The following is a 16,193-nucleotide window of genomic DNA, read 5'->3' as shown; positions in this document are numbered from 1 at the left end:
CCAAACACGGAACATCCGGTTGGTTCGGTGGCAGGCACATGGTCCTGGCCCGGAGCCAGGACAGGGAAAGGAATAGCGAAATGCTGAAGAAGGCAATGGCCGCGGCTGCGGTCGCCGCTTCCGTCATCGGAGTGTCGGCGGCTGCCGCCCCCCAGGCGCTTGCCATCGGGGACGACGCGGGCACCACCTCCGCCAGCGGCAACGGGGCGCACGAGGCGTTCGGCAACTCGGTGACCAAGGGCGACATGAGCCCCCAGGCGACCCTGGTCCAGGGCTCCGCCAACAAGCTCTGCGTGGGCCTGCCGGTCAAGGCCGACGTGCAGTCGCTCATCGCCGTCATCGCCAACGTCGGCGTCCAGGACATCCCGATCCTGTCGGCGCCGCAGAACCAGCAGTGCGCCGAGAACAGCACCCAGGCGAAGGGCGACGAGCCGCTGTCGCACATCCTGGACGACATCTCCGCCCTCTCGGGCAACGGTGTGGCCAACGGCTGACGTTCACCGGCGCCGCCCGCCGCACGGCCCGCCGCTCTTCTGGCGGCCGTGCGGCGGGCGGGTTTTCCGCGGTCCGTTACCGGCCGTTTTCCCGGGCATTGTCCCGCCGTCCAGGTGAACCGTTTCTTCCCTTACGCGCCCGACCTGTTGATTATATGAAGGCGTTCGAGTGAATTATCGTGCGCCGCGTGTTGCTCAGTTTCTTCGCCCGTCTATCTCTCGTTTGCAGCCTGCGGTCATGGTGCGAGCCCTTCCGGTTGCGCTCGCTCGGTTTCGACCGTCATCTGGGCATGACCGCAGAGAAGGGAAACCCATGAAGAAGAGCGCTGCTGTTGTCGCGGGTCTGATCCTGGCCCTGGGCGGGGCCGCCCCCGCCTTCGCCGACGCCGACGCCAATGGTGCGGCCATCGGCTCGCCGGGCGTCCTGTCGGGCAATGTCGTCCAGATTCCGATCCATATCCCGATCAACGTGTGCGGCAACTCGATCAACGTCATCGCCGCGCTGAACCCGGCCGGCGGCAACGTCTGCATCAACGACTGACGACGCGTCACACCGGCCGCTGACGGCCGGAACAAGGCCGGCCCTGGACGACTCCGTGTGGTCCAGGGCCGGCTTTTCCCAATTCTCCGAGCAGGAAGACCACGAGATTGCGACAGACCCTGAGCAGGGGAATGGTCGCGGCCGCCGCCGCGACGGGCATTCTGTCCCTGTGCGCGGGCGGCCACGCCCTCGCCGACTCGCAAGCCGAAGGGGCCGCCAAGGGCTCGCCCGGGGTCCTGTCGGGCGACAACGTCCAGGCCCCGCTGCACGTCCCGGTGAACGTCTGCGGCGACTCGGTCGACGTCGTCGCCGCGCTCGACCCGGCGTTCGGCAATTCCTGTGCCGACACGTCGGCCACGCACGGGCACCTCTCCCACGCAGCCCCGCACGGCGACGACGACTCCGGGTACGGGGGCTCCGGTCACGGCGACTCCGGATACGGCGACCACGGCAACGGGAACAACGGCGCGGGGGACGGCTGCGGAGGCTACGGCGACACGTGCGGCGGCGGGGGCCAGACGCCGCCGGGCGGCGATCACAGCAGCCCTCCGGGCGGCGATCACAGCAGCCCTCCGGGCGGCGATCACAGCAGTCCTCCGGGCGGCGGCCACAGCAGTCCTCCGGGCGGCGGCCACAGCAGTCCGCCCGGCGGCGGTCATTCGATGCCTCCGGGGGGCGGTCACAGCAGTCCGCCCGGCGGTGGGCACTCGTCTCCGCCCGGCGGTGAGCACAGCACCCCGCCCGGCGGCGGCCACTCGTCCCCGCCCGGCGGCGGCCACAGCAGTCCTCCGGGCGGCGGTGGTTCGATGCCTCCGGGGGGCGGTCACAGCAGTCCGCCCGGTGGTGGGCAGTCGTCTCCGCCCGGTGGTGGGCACTCCTCACCCCCGCCCGGTGGCGGTCACTCGTCTCCGCCCGGTGGTGGGCACTCTTCGCCTCCTTCGGGAGGCGGGCACTCGACACCGCCTCCGCACGGGGGTCACGGCACGCCTCCGTCCGGGGGCGGGCACAGCACCCCGCCCGGCGGCGGACACACCACGCCTCCGTACGGCGGTGGCGGTGGCGGCGGCGGACACACCACGCCTCCGTACGGCGGTGGCGGTGGCGGCGGCGGACACACCACGCCTCCGTACGGCGGTGGCGGCGGCGGGCACACCCCGCCCCAGCTGTCGCACACCGGCAGTGACAGTGCGGCCCTGCTGGCCGCCTCCGGTATCAGCGCGGCGCTCATCGCGGGCGGCGCCGTCCTGTACCGGCGCGGCAGGGGCGCGTCGCGTCGCTGAAACGCTCGGGGCGCGCCACGGGCGCCGGACGCACTCGCGCCCGGCGCCCGTGTCCCGCCCGCCTCAGCCGCTCACGGTCTGTGCCGCCTCGCACCGGCCCGGCGCCGGGATCACCCCGGCCGGGCCGTCCGTGTGCAGCCGGCGCCGTACCCCGCGCACGAGGGTCCCGGCAGTGAACGTCGCGCCGTGGACGAAGCGCATCGCCGGGCCGAACCCGGCCGCCGTCACCAGGCCGGCCAGGAACAGGCCGGGGTGGGACGACTCGAAGTCCCGGCCGACCTCGGGGGAGCCGTCGGCCACCATGGCCAGCGAGGCGCGCAGTTCGGGGGAGAGCAGGCCCAGCCGGTCGCGTGTCGCCCGGAAGCCGGTGGCCGCGATCACGTGCTCGGTCTCGATGTGGTCCGCGCCCGTCGTCTCCAGCCGGATCCCGCCCGGCACCGCGCGCGCCGCCGTCACCTCGTGGGCGAGACGCACCTCCACGGCGCTCTCCACCCGGTTGCGCACCCACCACGCGCCGGCCGGTCCGAGCGCGGTCGCCGCGATGCGTGCCCGGGTCGGCTCCCTCAGGCGGCGGTACAGGCCGGGGCGTTCGGCGTAGAACCAGTTGCGCCAGCCGCAGCCGAGGCCGCTGTGCGGCGAGCGGGCCGACTGCCACCAGGGACGTTCCCAGGGCGGAGGCACGTCGTTCCAGCTCAGCCGGTCGGCGCGGGCCAGGACCCGGACGCGGGTGTCCTGTTCGGCGAGCAGCGCGGCCGTCTCCAGGGCGGCCTGGCCGCCGCCGATCACCGTGACGTCCCGGCCGCGGAAACGGGCGAGGTCGCCGTGGTGGCTGCTGTGCGTGACGAGGTCGCGGGGCAGGGCCCGCAGGGCGGCGGGGATCTCGACGAACGGCATCACGCCGACGGCGAGCGCGACCGTCCGGGCCTGCACCGTCTCGCCGTCCTCGGTGACGGCCTCGAAGCCGCCGGGCAGGGACGCGATCCGGATCACCGTGCGCTCGTCCACGTCCGGGACGGCGTTGCGGGCGAACCACAGCCCGTACTCGGCGAACGTCTCCACCGGGATGGGCTCCCCGTGCCGGGCGGTCGTGCCCTGGGTCGCGCAGTACCTGTCGAGCCGCCAACGGGCCGCCGGGTCGGAGAGGTTGGAGGCCCACGGCTCGGACTTCAGGAACATGCCGTCCGGCATGTTGTCACGCCAGGAGGCCATCGGCCGACCGAAGACGCGCAGGCTCAGCCCCGCGTCCGCGGCGTGGGACGCGATGGACAGGCCGTAGGGGCCCGCGCCCACCACCAGCAGGTCGTACATCAGCATCTGCTCGCTCTCTCGTCGTCGGTCGGTTCGGTCGGGGCCTGCTCCGCGCAACCGGCCGGGCCCGCCGCGCTGTTCAGGCCCGTCGTCCCGGTGGCTCCCGTCGTCCCCGTCGTGCCCGTCATCCCTGTCAGGCCGGTTAGGGACGGTGCGGGCGGGGGCGACTGGCGGACCACGCGCAGCCGGTGGCCGGCCATGCCCGCCGAGCCCAGCCGGGGCAGCCGGTCGAGCAGCCGGCGGGCGACATGGGAGCCCCACAGGCCCCACATGGCGCGGCCGGGCGCGGTGTCGTCGTGGGCGTGCCAGGCCAGCTCGCGGCTGCGGCGCGTCGGTCGCAGCGCGGCCAGCGGCGCGTAGTTCTCCACTACGAACGCCCGCCCCGGCTGCGGGGCCCGTACCGGCAGCGGGCGGTGCGTCAGATCCAGGTGCTGGGCCCGGACGACGTCCAGTCCGGCGGCGTCGGCGAAGAGCCGGAACTGGGCGCCGGGGCGGGGGTTGAAGTCGAGCAGATGGTAGGCGCCCGTCATGCCGCAGCGACGGAAGTCGAGGTCGAAGACGCCCCGGTAGCCGAGGCTGTCGGTGAGCCGTTCGGCCAGCGCCCCCACCTGCGGGTTGTCGGTCCACTCGCCCACCGCCGTCAGGCCCGCCCCGCGCGGCCAGGCGCACAGCTTGCGGCCCGGGCCGCCTGCGGCGAGCCTGCCGGTGCGGTCGGCGTAGCCGTGGAAGAACCAGTCGCGGTCCGGACCCGGCGGCAGGAACGTCTGCAACAGCAGTTGGCTGCCCGCCTCGTCGGTGCGCAGGTAGAGGTCGCGGGCCTCCTGGGTGGAGCGCACCACGGCCGTGCTGCGCAGCCCCGAGCCCGCCGGCAGCAGCCAGGGCCGGCTCCACTTGGCGATCACCGGCAGGCCCAGCCGCCAGGCGGCCGAGGCGGCCTGGGCCGCGCTGTCGGGGATCAGGGTGACCGGGTGCGGCACGTCCGCCGCCGCGCACAGTCCGGACAGTTCGGCCTTGTCGGCGACCAGTTCGGGCACATGGCCGGGCTGCTGCGGCAGCAGATAGGCGGGCGCCAGTTCCTCGCGCAGCCGGCTCACGGCGATCGCGCCCGCGTCGTCCATCGGGATCAGCACGGCGGGCCGTTCGACGCGGGCGGCGACCCGCAGCAGCACGGCGGCGATGTCGGCGCGGGATGCGCCGGGCGGCGGCGGGGGATGCAACCGGCTCACGAAACGTGAGGTGCGCACGGGGCTTCCCGTCGAGTCGGCGATCACGTGCACATCGACTCCGGCCCGGCCGAGCGAGCGCACGGCGCCCAGCGTTCCGTGGTGAAAGGGATTCCGGTCGATGCGCAGGAGGACGGCGGGGACGCGGGTGTCGAGAGACGACTCGGGCATGTGCTGCGTTGTCCTTCGGCTCGGTTCACCGATTTGGGCGATCGAGGCACTCGAAAGCCGTACCGGCGGTGGCGTGATTCCTTTTCGTGTGACTTTCATATGACTGAGTGTCAGTAATGCGCGGGCAGTGCGCGTTACGCGAGAGTGGAGAAAGGAGCAGGCATGGCTCCACAGCAGCGACGCGCACGGTCCCGGCGGCTGGCCGTCATCGCGGCGACGGTCGCGGCCTCGGCCGTTCTGGCGTCCGGACCTGGATTCGCCGCGGGCGCGGGGGTGGTGCGGGTCGCCGATCCTCCCGCTCCCACCCCCACCGCCCCGACGCCCGCCGCGCCCGCCGCAGTCGTCCCGGCCGTCCCGGCCGTCCCGTCCGCTCCCGCGCTGAGCACGACACCGGCCGCGCCCTCCGCGGCGGTGACGCCCGCTCAGAGTCCCGCCCCGACCGGCGAGTCCGCCGCCCCGACCGGCGAGTCCGTCACGCCGACCCCGTCCTTCACGCCGACCCCGTCCGTCACGCCGACCCCGTCCGGCGCGGCCGCGCAGAGCGTCCCCGCCTTCGGCGCCTACCTCGACTACGGCGCCCTGGGCGTGGCCCGGATCGCCGAGCTCAGCGAGTGGCTGGGCGGCTCGAAGCTGCGCGTCGGCCACACCTACCTGCCGGGCGACAGCTGGCACAACATCGAGGGGCCGCCCGGCTTCCTCGACGTGTGGGCGGACTGGCGGCTGGAGCAGGACGACCGGATGCTCGTCCTCAACGTGCCCATGATGGAGCGCAACGAGGAGGGCGTCTCCGACGCCGAGGTGCGCGGGCTGCTGCGGCAGGGCGCGGCGGGGGAGTTCGATCACCACTTCCGGGCACTCGCCCAGCGGCTGGTCGCGCTGAAGGTGCCGGACACGGTGATCGTGCTCGGCTGGGAGATGAACGGCATCACGTACACCCATCGCTGCGGGCCGGACCCGGAGGCCTGGAAGAAGTACTGGAACAGGATCGTCTCGACGATGCGTTCGGTGCCGGGCCAGAAATTCAGGTTCGACTTCACGCCGAGCCGCGGCAAGGACGCCGTTCCCTGGACCGAGTGCTATCCCGGGGACGACACCGTCGACATCCTGGGAATGGACTCCTACGATCAGCCGACCGGCCTGTCGTTCGACGAGCAGGTGAAAGAACCGTACGGACTCCAGGCGCACGTGGATTTCGCCAAAGCCCATGGCAAGCCCATTTCCTATCCCGAATGGGGACTCTTCCGCAACGGTGACAACGCCGAATACATGCGGCGCATGATCGCCTGGATGGACGAGCACAGGCCCCTCTACAACACGCTGACCGACTACTGCCCGCACGGCGTGTGGCAGTGCCGGCAGAACCCCCGCTCGTCCGAGGTCTACCGTTCCCTGCTGTCCGGCCGCGTCGACGAGCCGGGCACGCCGCCGACGACTCCGGCGCCCTCCCAGGAACCGTCCGGCGAACCCCCGGCCAACTGCACGCCGATGGACCTCGGCGACTGGGTCGAGTACTGGCTCGGCGGCAAGCTGTGCTTCCGCCTGGACTGGTGGTCGAAGAGCGGGTGAACCGCGGTGCGGTGGCGGCGGGCCCGCGTCAGGACCCGCCGCCACCGGCTCGCTCCCTCCGCTGCTCCAGACGGTGCAGCAACTCCTTGCCGCGCCGCCGCGCGGCCACGTCGCAGACGGCCGCCGACAGCAGCGGGGCGGTGCGCCGGCGCGCCAGCAGCAGCCGCTGGTTGACGACGGGCTCGGGCCGCCAGTGGTGCTTGTAGGGCTCGTCGCCGCGCAGCAGGCTCAGCGCGGCGCGCCCCCCGTCCCGGGTGTGCTCGGCGCACGCGTCCAGCAGCATCACCGCGACGTCCGCCTTGCTCTCCCGCAGCCGCGGGTGGGCGCCGTACAGATAGCCCCCGGCCAGCCGCCGCGACAGCAGGGTCAGGTCGACGGCCACGACGTCGTCGTCCAGCCGGAACTCGGTGACGACCGCGTCCCCGGCGCTCACCATCGGTCCGACCGAGCGCACCAGGTGCTCGCAGAAACGGGAGCGCAGATGTTCCCCCGTCACCCCGCGGCCCTGCCACTGCAGTTCATGCAGTTCCAGCAGCCGCCGCAGCGCCGAGTCGACCTCCTCCGGGCACACCGCCTTGCGCTGCACGCCGAGCGCGGTCAGCTTGCGCAGCTTGGCGCGCACCCGCTGGGCCTTCGCCGACGGCAGCCGGGCCACCAGGTCCTCCATGGGGACGGCCGGCAGCTCCAGGCACACCGAGTCGCTCACCCGCCGACGCGGCCCGTGCCAGCGTTCGTAGACCTGCTCCACCGCGCCGCCCGGCCGTACTTCGCGGAAGTCGATCAGCGCGGTACGGGCGGCCGCGGCGAGCCCGTCGGTGAGCGCGGCGACGGCCCGCTCGCCGTGTTCGTCGTCGACGAGGACGTCCCCGTAGTCGGAGATCGCCCCGCCGAGCGGCACGAGCGCGGGCAGCGGCCGGCGGACGGCCGTCAGCGGCGCCGCGGCGACCAGCTCACCGCCGTCGCGGACCAGCAGCAGGCGCAGCCGGCCGCGCCGCCCGTACGACAGCCACCACGAGTGCAGCCAGGCGTGGCTCTGGAACGGGGTGGCCGTCGCGCACCGCCGGTACAGCCGCCCCCACGCGGGCGCGAGTTCGGCGAAGGCCTGCTCGTCGGTGACGAGTTCGGTCGTGAGGGTCGCCTTCACAGCGCTCCGTGAGCGTCGGCGGCGAGGGCCGGGCCGGGGACGGCGGCCGGACGCCCGGCCTCCTCGCGCGAGCCCCGCCTCGGCCGTACCAGCACGACCAGCCCGCCGAGCAGCCCGCCCGCGCTCGCCCCCACCAGCCCGGTCACCGTCGGGGACGCGGAGGAGGGCGCGGTCGGCCGGACCGCGCGGGCGAACTGCTGCAGCTCGACGTTGGTGGTGTCCTCGGAGCTCTTGGCGTGCTGGGTCAGCGCGCGGGTGACCGCGTTGGCCATGTCGGCGGCGAGGTCGGCGCGCGGGGAGGTCGCCGTGATCGCGACCATCGGGGCGTCCGGCGAGGTCGCCGTCTGCACGTTCTGCTGCAGCGTCTTCACGGGCACGCCCGCCCACACCTGGGCGTCGCCGAGCACGGCGAGCTGGGTGGCGACGCGGCCGTAGGCCTGCGCGAAACCGAGCGCGGACGCCGGGTCCGACTTCGCGGTCGGGACGGCGACCACATAGGCGGTGGCCGTGTACACGGGCGGCTTGACGACTCCGTACGCGCCGCCGAGCAGACCGCCGGCGACGGCGCCCGCCGCGAGCAGGGACCAGGGCGGCAGCGCCTTGGCGCGGCGCAGGGCGGCAGGACGACGGGGGTTCTCGGTCATGGGGAACTGACTCCCTGGGGTGTCGGGGAAGCGGAGGACGACCGGGGTGATCCGGTGACGGTGGCCGCGTACACGTCCATGAGCTGGGCGGCGCTGCGGGTGATGTCGTAGTGGCGGGCGGCGTCCGGGGCGGCGCGCGGGCCGGGGGCCTGGGCACGGGTCTCGGTCAGCGCGCGGACGAACGCCTCGGCGCCGCCGCTCACCCGGCGGGCGCCGGCCGCCCGCGCGGGCAGGTGCTCGATCGCGGGACAGGAGGCGTAGAGCACGGGAAGTCCCGAGGCGAGTGCTTCCACGGCCGCGAGGCCGAAGGTCTCCTCGGGGGACGGGGAGACGAACACGTCCATGGCGCAGACGAGGGACGGCAGGTCGGGGCCGGGGGTGCCGTCGGGGACGCAGGGGCGTTCACCGGGGAACAGCACGCGGTCGGCGACCCCCGCCTCGTGTGCGAGGCGCCGCAGCACGCTCTCCTCGGGCCCGCCGCCCACCAGCAGCAGCCAGTGGTCGGCCGGGAGGCGGGCGAGGGCGTGGACGAGCACGTCGAAGCGTTTGCCGGCCGTGAGACGGCCGACCGCGCCGACGACGCGCGCGTCGTCCGGCAGCCCGAGGCGCCGCCGGGTGCGCAGGCGCGCCTCCGGGTCGAAGCGGAAGCGGGCCAGGTCGACGCCGTTGGGGACGACCTCGATCCGGGGGGCCGGCACGCCCCAGCTCATCAGCCGGTCGGCGACCGTGGGGGAGACGGCGACCGTGGTGCGGCCCAGCCGTTCGCTGGCGAGGTAGAGGGCGCGCACCCCCGCGGTCAGCTCGCGCCCCTCCAGCTGCGACGCGCCCAGCGAGTGCTCGGTGGCGACGACCGCGCGGACCCCGGCGAGGCGTGCGGCGAGCCTGCCGTAGACGCAGGCCCGGTAGAGGTGGGTGTGCACGAGGTCGTAACCGCCGGAGCGGATGATCCGCACCAGCCGCGGCAGCGCGCCCAGATCACGGTTGCCGGCCATGCCGAGGTGGACGACCCGGACCCCGTCCTCGGTCAGCCCGTCGGCCACCGAGCCCGGGTTCGTCAGCGTCACCACGTCGCACCGTGCCGGCAGGTGCCGCAGCAGCAGGCGCAGTTGCTGCTCGGCGCCGCCGACGCCGAGTCCGGTGATGATGTGCAGGGCCTTCACCGCAGTCCCTCCACGGGGCGCCGGCGCAGCCGGTGCAGCCGGTACTTCAGATACAGGCGCAGGGCGTGGTCGTTCTGCCCGACGTGCAGCCGGGGCAGGGCGTGCGGGCCGTTCAGCGGGCCGGGGTCGATCGCGCAGGCGTAGGCGTAGCCGGCCTCGCGCACGGCGTCCACGGCCCGCCGGTCGATCGTCCCGTACGGATAGCAGAAGCCGTCGGGCTCGGCGCCGAGCAGCTCGGCGAGGACGGCCCGGCTCTCGGCCGTCTCGGCCTTGAGCGTGACGTCGTCGGCCGCGGTCAGGTCGACGTGGGTGAGTCCGTGCGAGCCGATCTCGACGCCCTCGCCGGCCGCGCGGCGGATGCCGTCGGCGCTCAGCAGGGGCTTGCGCGGACCCAGCGGATCCCAGGCGTTGTCGCCGTCCAACCGGCCGGGCAGCACGAACAGGGTGGCCGTGCAGCTGTTGCGGCGCAGCACGGGCAGGGCCCCGGTGAGGAAGTCGGCGTAACCGTCGTCGAAGGTGAGACCCACCAGGCCGCGGCCCTCGCCGCGGGCGCGGGCGGCGAGCAGTTCGGCCATGGAGACGCCGCGCAGGCCGCGCCGGCGCAGCCACCTCAGCTGCTTCTCCAGCCGCTCGGGGGTCACCGTGATGCGATACGGATCCTCGGAGCAGTCGCCCACGGAGTGATACATCGCCACCCAGGGGACGGCGGCGGGCGTACTGCGGTCAGGAGCGGCCATGGGAGAGCCTTCGGGTCGCGGAATGTACGGAACGGAGTGCGTGGACGATGCCCTGGGCGCGCAGGGCCCGGCCGAGCGACAGGAAGACGACGGTCACGGTGAGCCCGCCGACGAGGAGCCCGAGGAGCGCGTCGCCGCACCGGTCGGCGGCCAGGGCGCCGGCCAGGGTCGCCACCAGGGCGGCCCGCACCGGCCGGCTCAGCTCGCGCAGGACGCCCCGGACGCCGACAGGGACGCTCCGCGGGCCCATCCCGGCCAGCAGCACCAGGGCGGTGACGGTGATGCCGGTCGCGTTGGCCGCGGCGATCCCGTACACCCCCCAGGCCTGGACGCTCAGTGCGCCGATGCCGGACGTGACGGCGATCCCGCTGGTCATCGCGCCGACCGGGTACCAGGAGCCGCGGCCCGCCGAGAAGTAGGAGCGCACCAGCACGCCCGTCAGGGTCTGGCCGAGCAGCCCCAGCGCGTACACCCGCATCAGCCCGGCCGTCGCCGCGGTGTCCTGCGCGGTGAACGCGCCCCGCTGGAACAGCACTTCGATCATCTGGGGCGCACAGGCGACCACCGCCGCCGTGCCGAGCAGGACGATGCACGCGGCCAGCGCGAGATCCCGTTCCACCCGGTTGCGGGCCCGTTCGACGTCCCCTTCGGCCAGCGCCCGCGCGACGACGGGGAAGGTGACCGTGCACACCATCACCGACAGGATCATCGGCATCTGCGCGACCTTCTGCGCGTAGTTGAGGTGCGAGATCGCGCCGGCCGGCAGCTGGGAGGCGAGGAAGCGCTCGATGAGGACCTGGGACTGCCGGCACAGCGCGAACAGCAGGACGGTCGTGAGGAGCGCGGTGTCGAGGGGCCGGGGCACCTCGTGCGTCACGACCTGCTCCCCGACCCCGGGGCGCCTCCTCAACTGGCGAAGAAGCGAGGGAAGTTGGACGAGGACCATGAGGAGACCGCCCACCGCGACCCCGGCCGCCGCCGACCGCACCCCCCAGCGGCCGCCGAGCGCGTACATCCCGGCGATGATGCCGACGTTGTAGGCCACGTAGATCGCCGCCGGCGCCACGTACCGCCGGTGCGCCCTCAGGGCCGCGCTGCAGTACCCGGCGAGCCCGAAGCTCACCGCGCAGGTGGCGGTGAGCCGGGTGCAGTCGACGGCGAGCGCGGGATCGGGCAGGCCGGGCGCGAGGATCTCGACGAGCTGCCGGGCCGTGCCGATCAGCAGGGCGCCCACCGCGACGAAGGCCAGCGACAGCCGGGGGAGCGTGCCCGCGACCAGTGCGCGGACCGGGTCGCCCGGCGCGCCCTGGGAGCGGCGGGCCAGCGCCATGCTGAACGCCGGGATCAGGGCGAACGCCAGTCCGTCCTCGATGAGCAGCGTGGCCGCGAACTCCGGCACGGTCCACGCGACGAGGAACGCGTCGGTGTCGCTGCCCGCTCCGAACAGCCGGGCCAGCGCCTGGTCCCGGAGCAGCCCGAGCAGGGCGCCGGCCACGGACAGGGCGGCGGTGACGAGAGCGGCCCTGGCGAGGAAGCCGCGGGAGGCCGTGGGAAGGTCGCCGGAACTCCGGCCCTCCTCCCCACAGGCCTCTTCGACGGCCCCGGTCGTGTCGACGGTCCCGGCGGCCCCGGCGGCCCCGGTCGTGTCGACGGCCCCGGCGGCCCCGGCCGTGTCGGCGGTCCCCGCGGGCCCGGTCGTCTCGGCGGTCCCCCCGGACTGTGCGGCGTCCCGCGCCGGCGGCACGGACGTGGGGTCGTCCGTGCGAGGCGTCCGAGGAGGTGTCACCGTCATCGCGCGAGCGCCTCCTCGGACGCCTCGCGGGCCTCGCGACCGTCGCCGCCGACCAGCGCCCACCAGGCCACCAGCCCGAAGACGACGGCCGTCAGGACGGTCGACGGCCCGCCGATGTCGGCGTACACGAAGTCGATCAGCTGCCAGACCAGAAGACCGCAGGCCACGAGCGCGCAGTCGAGGCCGGGACCCGAGCGCCGCACGCGGGCCCAGCCGCGCAGCCCGCAGGCCAGCATCGCCAGCCAGCCGCCCGCGAGGGCGAGCAGCCCGATCAGGCCCTGCTCGGCCAGGACCAGCAGATACATGTCGTGCGGGGACAGCAGCGGCTGCCGGACGAAGCCCGAGCCCGCGCCGTCGGTGTCGCTGCCGGAGGACAGGGCCAGCGAGGCGTGCGCGTCCCGGTGCTCGGGGAAGCCCTTCAACCCGACGCCGGTGAGCGGGTGTTCGCGCCAGATGGCGATCGCGGACGCCCACAGCGTGTACCGGTCGGTGACCGACTGGTCGGGCGCGTCGGCGACCTGGGTGATGCTGCTGACGCGCTCCTGGAGCATCGCCGAGCCGACTCCGAAGCCGCCGACCAGGATCACCCCGGCCGCCACTGCCACCGCGCCGATCTTCAGCGCCCGCCGCAGTCCGGCGAGGGCCAGCTGGACGGTGCAGGTCAGCGCGGTCGCGATCCAGGCGCCCCGGCTGAAGGAGAGCGCCAGCGGCGCCAGCAGCGCGAGCGCGCAGCCGGCGGCGACCGCCCGCTGCCGCGCCCGGGACCGGCCGAGCGCCAGCCCGGTCGCGCAGATCAGTCCGAAGGACACCACGGTCGCCATGCCCATCACGTCCTGCGGTCCGAACGTGCCGACCGCCCGGATCGTCTCGCCCTGGTACGAGGCGCCGGTCCCGGTGACGAACTGGTGGACGCCGACGGCCCCCTGCCACCCCGCCAGGCCGACGAACGACCAGGCCAGCACCCGGAAGTCGGCCCGGTCGCGGACCAGGAGCACGACGGCAGCCGGGACCAGCACGAAGATCTGCAGGTAGCGGCCCAGGCCGCTGAGGCCCGCGCCCGGCGAGGAGGCCCCCATCGCGGCGAGCGCGAGCCCGGCGACCGGCAGGCCGAAGAGCACGGCGGACGTCCGGGACAGCGGACGCCGTCGCTGCCGCAGCAGCCGGACCGCGCAGAACAGCACGACCAGCGCGGACAGCGCGTCGGCCGGTCCGGCGCCGCCCTCGCCGCCGGGCGCGAGCGGCAGGCCGAGCAGGGCGACCACGGCGACCACGGGCAGGACCGGGGACAGCGTGCGGGCGGGTGGCAGAGGCAGGGCGAGGGCCGGCCCGGGGTGTGCTGCCGGTTGCGCGGGGGACGGGCGCCGTGGCGTCCCGTCCGCCGCGTCGCACGGTGGAGGGGCGCCCGCGTGGGCGTACGCGGGAGACCCCGACAGCACGGCGAGACGCCGTGCCAGGCGTCGCAGCGCGGGCGGGAAACTCCGGACGGGTCCTGGGGTCATCGGCGGTTTCAGCTCCCGGTCGGTCGCACGAGGGCGGCCGCGGTGCGCAGCAGGATGCACACGTCCTGCCACAGCGACCAGTTGTCGATGTACGCGTTGTCGAAGCGGGCCCGGTCCTCGATCGAGGTGTCGCCGCGCAGCCCGTGCACCTGGGCGAGGCCGGTGATGCCGGTCTGCATGCGGTGGCGGGCCGCGTAGCCGGGGTAGCTCTGGCTGAACTCGCCGACGAAGAAGGGACGTTCGGGACGGGGGCCGACCAGGCTCATGTCGCCGCACAGGACGTTCCACAGCTGCAGCAGCTCGTCCAGCGAGGTCTGGCGCAGGAAGCGGCAGAAGCGGCTCATCTCGCGCTCGCCGGCCACGCTCCAGCGGGTCGCCGCCTCGTGCTCGTCGACCGGGCGGTGGGTGCGGAACTTCAGCAGGGTGAAGGGCCTGCCGTCCTTGCCGATGCGCTCCTGCCGGAAGACGACCCCGGGACCGTCGGTCAGCCGCAGCACGGTCGCGCACAGCAGCAGCAACGGGCTCACCAGCAGCAGCAGGGTCCCGGAGACCGCGACGTCCAGCAGGCGTTTGCCGAGGCTTCCGCGGCGGCGGCCGCCCATGTCCAGACGCCGGCAGGAGAACCCGGCGAGCTGCTCACGGCTCGCGTACGAGGGGGTGTCGGCGTCGATCTCCCACACCGTGCAGCCCGACTCGGCGAGCGCCCGCAGCAGCGGGCCCTGCACGCTGCGCACGGCCGGGTGGACGCACAGGACCTCCCGGACGCCGTTCTGGATGAGGGCCCGCTGCACTTCCTGACCGCTGGTCAGCACCGGCAGTCCGTCGGCGCCGTCGGGGTTCTCGGCCACGATCCCCACCGGACGGACCCCGCACCGGGGATGGCGCAGCACAGCGGCGGCCACCCGCTGCGCGGTCGTGACGGGCCCGATGACGAGCGCGGCGCGCGGGCGGCGCAACAGCGCCCGCCGCCGCAGCAGATGGACGACCGCGCGGCCGGCGCAGCCGGCCACGGCCTGCACCGCGCAGCCGACGAGCAGGGTGCGGGCCGAGAGCGCGTGCGCCGGGTTCCACGCCCCGACGACCGCGGCCAGCACCAGCCAGCCGACCGCGATCCGGCCGCAGACGGCGGGCACTTCGTCGAGGACCCCCGCCACCGGCCGCGCGACCTGCGGGCGCAGCAGCATCGTCGCCGCCACCAGCAGGGCCGCCAGGAGCGGCCGGCGCTGCGCGCCGCTCAGCGCCAGCGCGCCCGCCAGCGCGGCGAGGCCGTCGGTGAGCAGCAGCGGCAGCGGCGACGCGGGCCGCGCGGCGGGCCGCCGGACGGGGAACCTGAATCCCGTCGCGCTCTCGCGGCGCGGGATGACCGAGACGGACGAGTATCCGGGCTGCGAGCCAGGAGAGGGGACGGTGCTTTCCGCGGTCACGAGTGGATGGACTCCCTGCACTCGGTGGGCGCGACGGGCGCCCCTTGTGTGGTCGTGAGCAGCTCGCGATACAGGCCCGTGACCGCCTCGGCCATGCGTCGCACGTCGTGCGTGGCCAGGACGTGCCGGCGCCCCTGGTGGCCGAGCGACTCGCGCAGCAGCGGGTCGCGCAGCAGTGCGGTGACGGCGCCGGCCAGCGCCGCCGGGTCGTCGGCGGGCACCAGACAGCGGGACGAGAGTGCGTCCGGCAGGCTCTCCCGGGCGCCGTCCACGTCGGTGACGACCACGGGCCGCCCGCAGGCCAGGGCCTCCAGCGGGGCCAGCGCCATGCCCTCCCAGCGCGAGGGCAGCACGACCAGGTCGGCGGCCTGGTACCAGGGCACGATGTCGGCGACGGCTCCGGCGAACAGCACCGACTCCGGCGCCCCGCGCCGCAGTCGCTCCGCGTCCGGTCCGTCGCCCACCAGCACCAGCCGGGCGCCGGGCGTGCGGCGCGCGACGGCGTCCCACGCCCGCAGCAGCACGTCCTGCCCCTTCTGCCGGCACAGCCGCCCCACGCACACCACCAGCGGGGCGGCGGCGTCGAGGCCGGGCAGGAGGGAGGCGCGGACGGTGTCGACGGGCGCCGGGTGGAAGCGTTCGGGATCGATGCCGTTGGGGACGACGCTCCACCGTCCGGCGATCCGGGCGCGCACACCGGTCGCGCGCTCGGCCTCGCTCACGCACACCAGCCGGTCCGCCCAGCGCGCCCCGAACCGCTCCCAGCGCAGCGCCAGGGCCGCGGTGGCGCCGCCGACGGCCTCGAAGGACCAGGCGTGCGGCTGGAACACGGTCGGGATCCGCCCGCGCAGCGCGAGCCGGCCGGCCAGTCCGGCCTTCGCGCTGTGCGCGTGCACGAGGTCGGGGCGTACCTCGTCGAGCAGGCGTGCGAGCCGGCGCACCTCGCCGGGAAGCGACGGCCCCGGCGACCGGGCCGCCGCCCAGTGCCGGACGTCCGCGCCCAGGGACCGCAGGTCCCCCGCGAACCGGCCGGCGGGGCAGGCCACCGTGACGTGCAGACCGGCCGCGAGCTGGGCCCGCGCCAGGTCCGTCACGACTCGGGCGACCCCGCCGTCCACCGGCTGGGTGAGGTGCAGGACCCGGGTTCTCTCGTCGGGTTCTGGCTGGTGCATTGCGCGGTTTCCTCGCTCACGGTGGCGCTCGGGACGTG

At 74.7% G+C, this 16,193-nt stretch carries 14 protein-coding genes; 4 read left to right on the top strand and 10 right to left on the bottom strand.

Annotated features, from left to right (window positions below; genetic code table 11):
• Positions 1-80 precede the first annotated feature (80 nt).
• From Sri02f_RS03300 to Sri02f_RS03290, 3 genes are all read left to right on the top strand, one after another.
• Positions 81-494, top strand: coding sequence for a rodlin (locus Sri02f_RS03300; RefSeq protein WP_108999530.1), 414 nt, complete (start codon positions 81-83; stop codon positions 492-494).
• 313 nt (positions 495-807) lie between these two features.
• Complete coding sequence (locus Sri02f_RS03295; RefSeq protein WP_108999529.1) at positions 808-1,035, top strand: chaplin; 228 nt, start codon at positions 808-810, stop codon at positions 1,033-1,035.
• A 107-nt stretch (positions 1,036-1,142) separates the two neighbouring features.
• Positions 1,143-2,315: a chaplin gene (locus tag Sri02f_RS03290; RefSeq protein WP_108999528.1), complete on the top strand. Its 1,173-nt coding sequence runs from the start codon at positions 1,143-1,145 to the stop codon at positions 2,313-2,315.
• A gap of 63 nt (positions 2,316-2,378) precedes the next feature.
• Here Sri02f_RS03290 and Sri02f_RS03285 read toward each other — a convergent pair whose 3' ends face one another.
• Together Sri02f_RS03285 and Sri02f_RS03280 are read right to left on the bottom strand one after the other, a co-directional pair.
• Positions 2,379-3,623: an FAD-dependent oxidoreductase gene (locus Sri02f_RS03285; RefSeq protein WP_108999793.1), complete on the bottom strand. Its 1,245-nt coding sequence runs from the start codon at positions 3,621-3,623 to the stop codon at positions 2,379-2,381.
• The gene (locus Sri02f_RS03280) at positions 3,623-5,017 is read right to left on the bottom strand and encodes a carboxylate--amine ligase (protein WP_108999527.1); all 1,395 of its coding nucleotides are present in this window, start codon (positions 5,015-5,017) and stop codon (positions 3,623-3,625) included. The genes Sri02f_RS03285 and Sri02f_RS03280 overlap by 1 nt, the downstream gene beginning before the upstream one ends.
• 162 nt (positions 5,018-5,179) lie before the next feature.
• On the opposite strand from Sri02f_RS03280, the gene Sri02f_RS03275 reads away from it, so the two are divergent.
• Positions 5,180-6,583: a glycoside hydrolase family 26 protein gene (locus tag Sri02f_RS03275; protein WP_174855574.1), complete on the top strand. Its 1,404-nt coding sequence runs from the start codon at positions 5,180-5,182 to the stop codon at positions 6,581-6,583.
• Between the two features lie 28 nt (positions 6,584-6,611).
• Here the strand turns inward: Sri02f_RS03275 and Sri02f_RS03270 are convergent, their stop codons facing one another.
• The 8 genes from Sri02f_RS03270 to Sri02f_RS03230 form a co-directional block, all read right to left on the bottom strand.
• On the bottom strand, positions 6,612-7,727 hold the full coding sequence (locus Sri02f_RS03270; protein ID WP_108999526.1) for a GNAT family N-acetyltransferase: 1,116 nt from the start codon (positions 7,725-7,727) through the stop codon (positions 6,612-6,614).
• Entirely contained in the window at positions 7,724-8,371 is a 648-nt protein-coding gene (locus Sri02f_RS03265; RefSeq protein ID WP_108999525.1) for a YveK family protein, read from the bottom strand. The genes Sri02f_RS03270 and Sri02f_RS03265 overlap by 4 nt, the downstream gene beginning before the upstream one ends.
• Complete coding sequence (locus Sri02f_RS03260) at positions 8,368-9,531, bottom strand: glycosyltransferase (protein WP_108999524.1); 1,164 nt, start codon at positions 9,529-9,531, stop codon at positions 8,368-8,370. Before Sri02f_RS03260 ends, Sri02f_RS03265 begins: the two co-directional genes overlap by 4 nt.
• Positions 9,528-10,268 (bottom strand): polysaccharide deacetylase family protein, encoded by a 741-nt coding sequence (locus Sri02f_RS03255; protein WP_108999523.1) that lies wholly within the window; start codon positions 10,266-10,268, stop codon positions 9,528-9,530. The genes Sri02f_RS03260 and Sri02f_RS03255 overlap by 4 nt, the downstream gene beginning before the upstream one ends.
• Positions 10,255-12,060: a murein biosynthesis integral membrane protein MurJ gene (gene murJ, locus Sri02f_RS03250; protein WP_245970389.1), complete on the bottom strand. Its 1,806-nt coding sequence runs from the start codon at positions 12,058-12,060 to the stop codon at positions 10,255-10,257. The genes Sri02f_RS03255 and murJ overlap by 14 nt, the downstream gene beginning before the upstream one ends.
• Complete coding sequence (locus Sri02f_RS03240; protein ID WP_373865066.1) at positions 12,057-13,337, bottom strand: O-antigen ligase family protein; 1,281 nt, start codon at positions 13,335-13,337, stop codon at positions 12,057-12,059. The genes murJ and Sri02f_RS03240 overlap by 4 nt, the downstream gene beginning before the upstream one ends.
• Before the next feature lie 230 nt (positions 13,338-13,567).
• Positions 13,568-14,983, bottom strand: coding sequence for an exopolysaccharide biosynthesis polyprenyl glycosylphosphotransferase (locus tag Sri02f_RS03235; protein ID WP_108999521.1), 1,416 nt, complete (start codon positions 14,981-14,983; stop codon positions 13,568-13,570).
• The gene (locus Sri02f_RS03230; protein WP_108999520.1) at positions 14,980-16,155 is read right to left on the bottom strand and encodes a glycosyltransferase family 4 protein; all 1,176 of its coding nucleotides are present in this window, start codon (positions 16,153-16,155) and stop codon (positions 14,980-14,982) included. The genes Sri02f_RS03235 and Sri02f_RS03230 overlap by 4 nt, the downstream gene beginning before the upstream one ends.
• Between the last annotated feature and the right edge of the window lie 38 nt (positions 16,156-16,193).

It is taken from the genome of Streptomyces rishiriensis (assembly GCF_003112535.1).
Classification (GTDB): Bacteria; Actinomycetota; Actinomycetes; order Streptomycetales; family Streptomycetaceae; genus Streptomyces; species Streptomyces rishiriensis.
This window is presented reverse-complemented; position numbering and strand designations above follow the sequence as displayed.

Coding starts and splice junctions, on each gene's coding strand:
- murJ (WP_245970389.1), bottom strand. CDS start 12,060: ATGACGGTGACACCTCCTCGGACGCCTCGCACGGACGACCCCACGTCC.
- Sri02f_RS03230 (WP_108999520.1), bottom strand. CDS start 16,155: ATGCACCAGCCAGAACCCGACGAGAGAACCCGGGTCCTGCACCTCACC.
- Sri02f_RS03285 (WP_108999793.1), bottom strand. CDS start 3,623: ATGTACGACCTGCTGGTGGTGGGCGCGGGCCCCTACGGCCTGTCCATC.
- Sri02f_RS03300 (WP_108999530.1), top strand. CDS start 81: ATGCTGAAGAAGGCAATGGCCGCGGCTGCGGTCGCCGCTTCCGTCATC.
- Sri02f_RS03295 (WP_108999529.1), top strand. CDS start 808: ATGAAGAAGAGCGCTGCTGTTGTCGCGGGTCTGATCCTGGCCCTGGGC.
- Sri02f_RS03255 (WP_108999523.1), bottom strand. CDS start 10,268: ATGGCCGCTCCTGACCGCAGTACGCCCGCCGCCGTCCCCTGGGTGGCG.
- Sri02f_RS03280 (WP_108999527.1), bottom strand. CDS start 5,017: ATGCCCGAGTCGTCTCTCGACACCCGCGTCCCCGCCGTCCTCCTGCGC.
- Sri02f_RS03265 (WP_108999525.1), bottom strand. CDS start 8,371: ATGACCGAGAACCCCCGTCGTCCTGCCGCCCTGCGCCGCGCCAAGGCG.
- Sri02f_RS03275 (WP_174855574.1), top strand. CDS start 5,180: ATGGCTCCACAGCAGCGACGCGCACGGTCCCGGCGGCTGGCCGTCATC.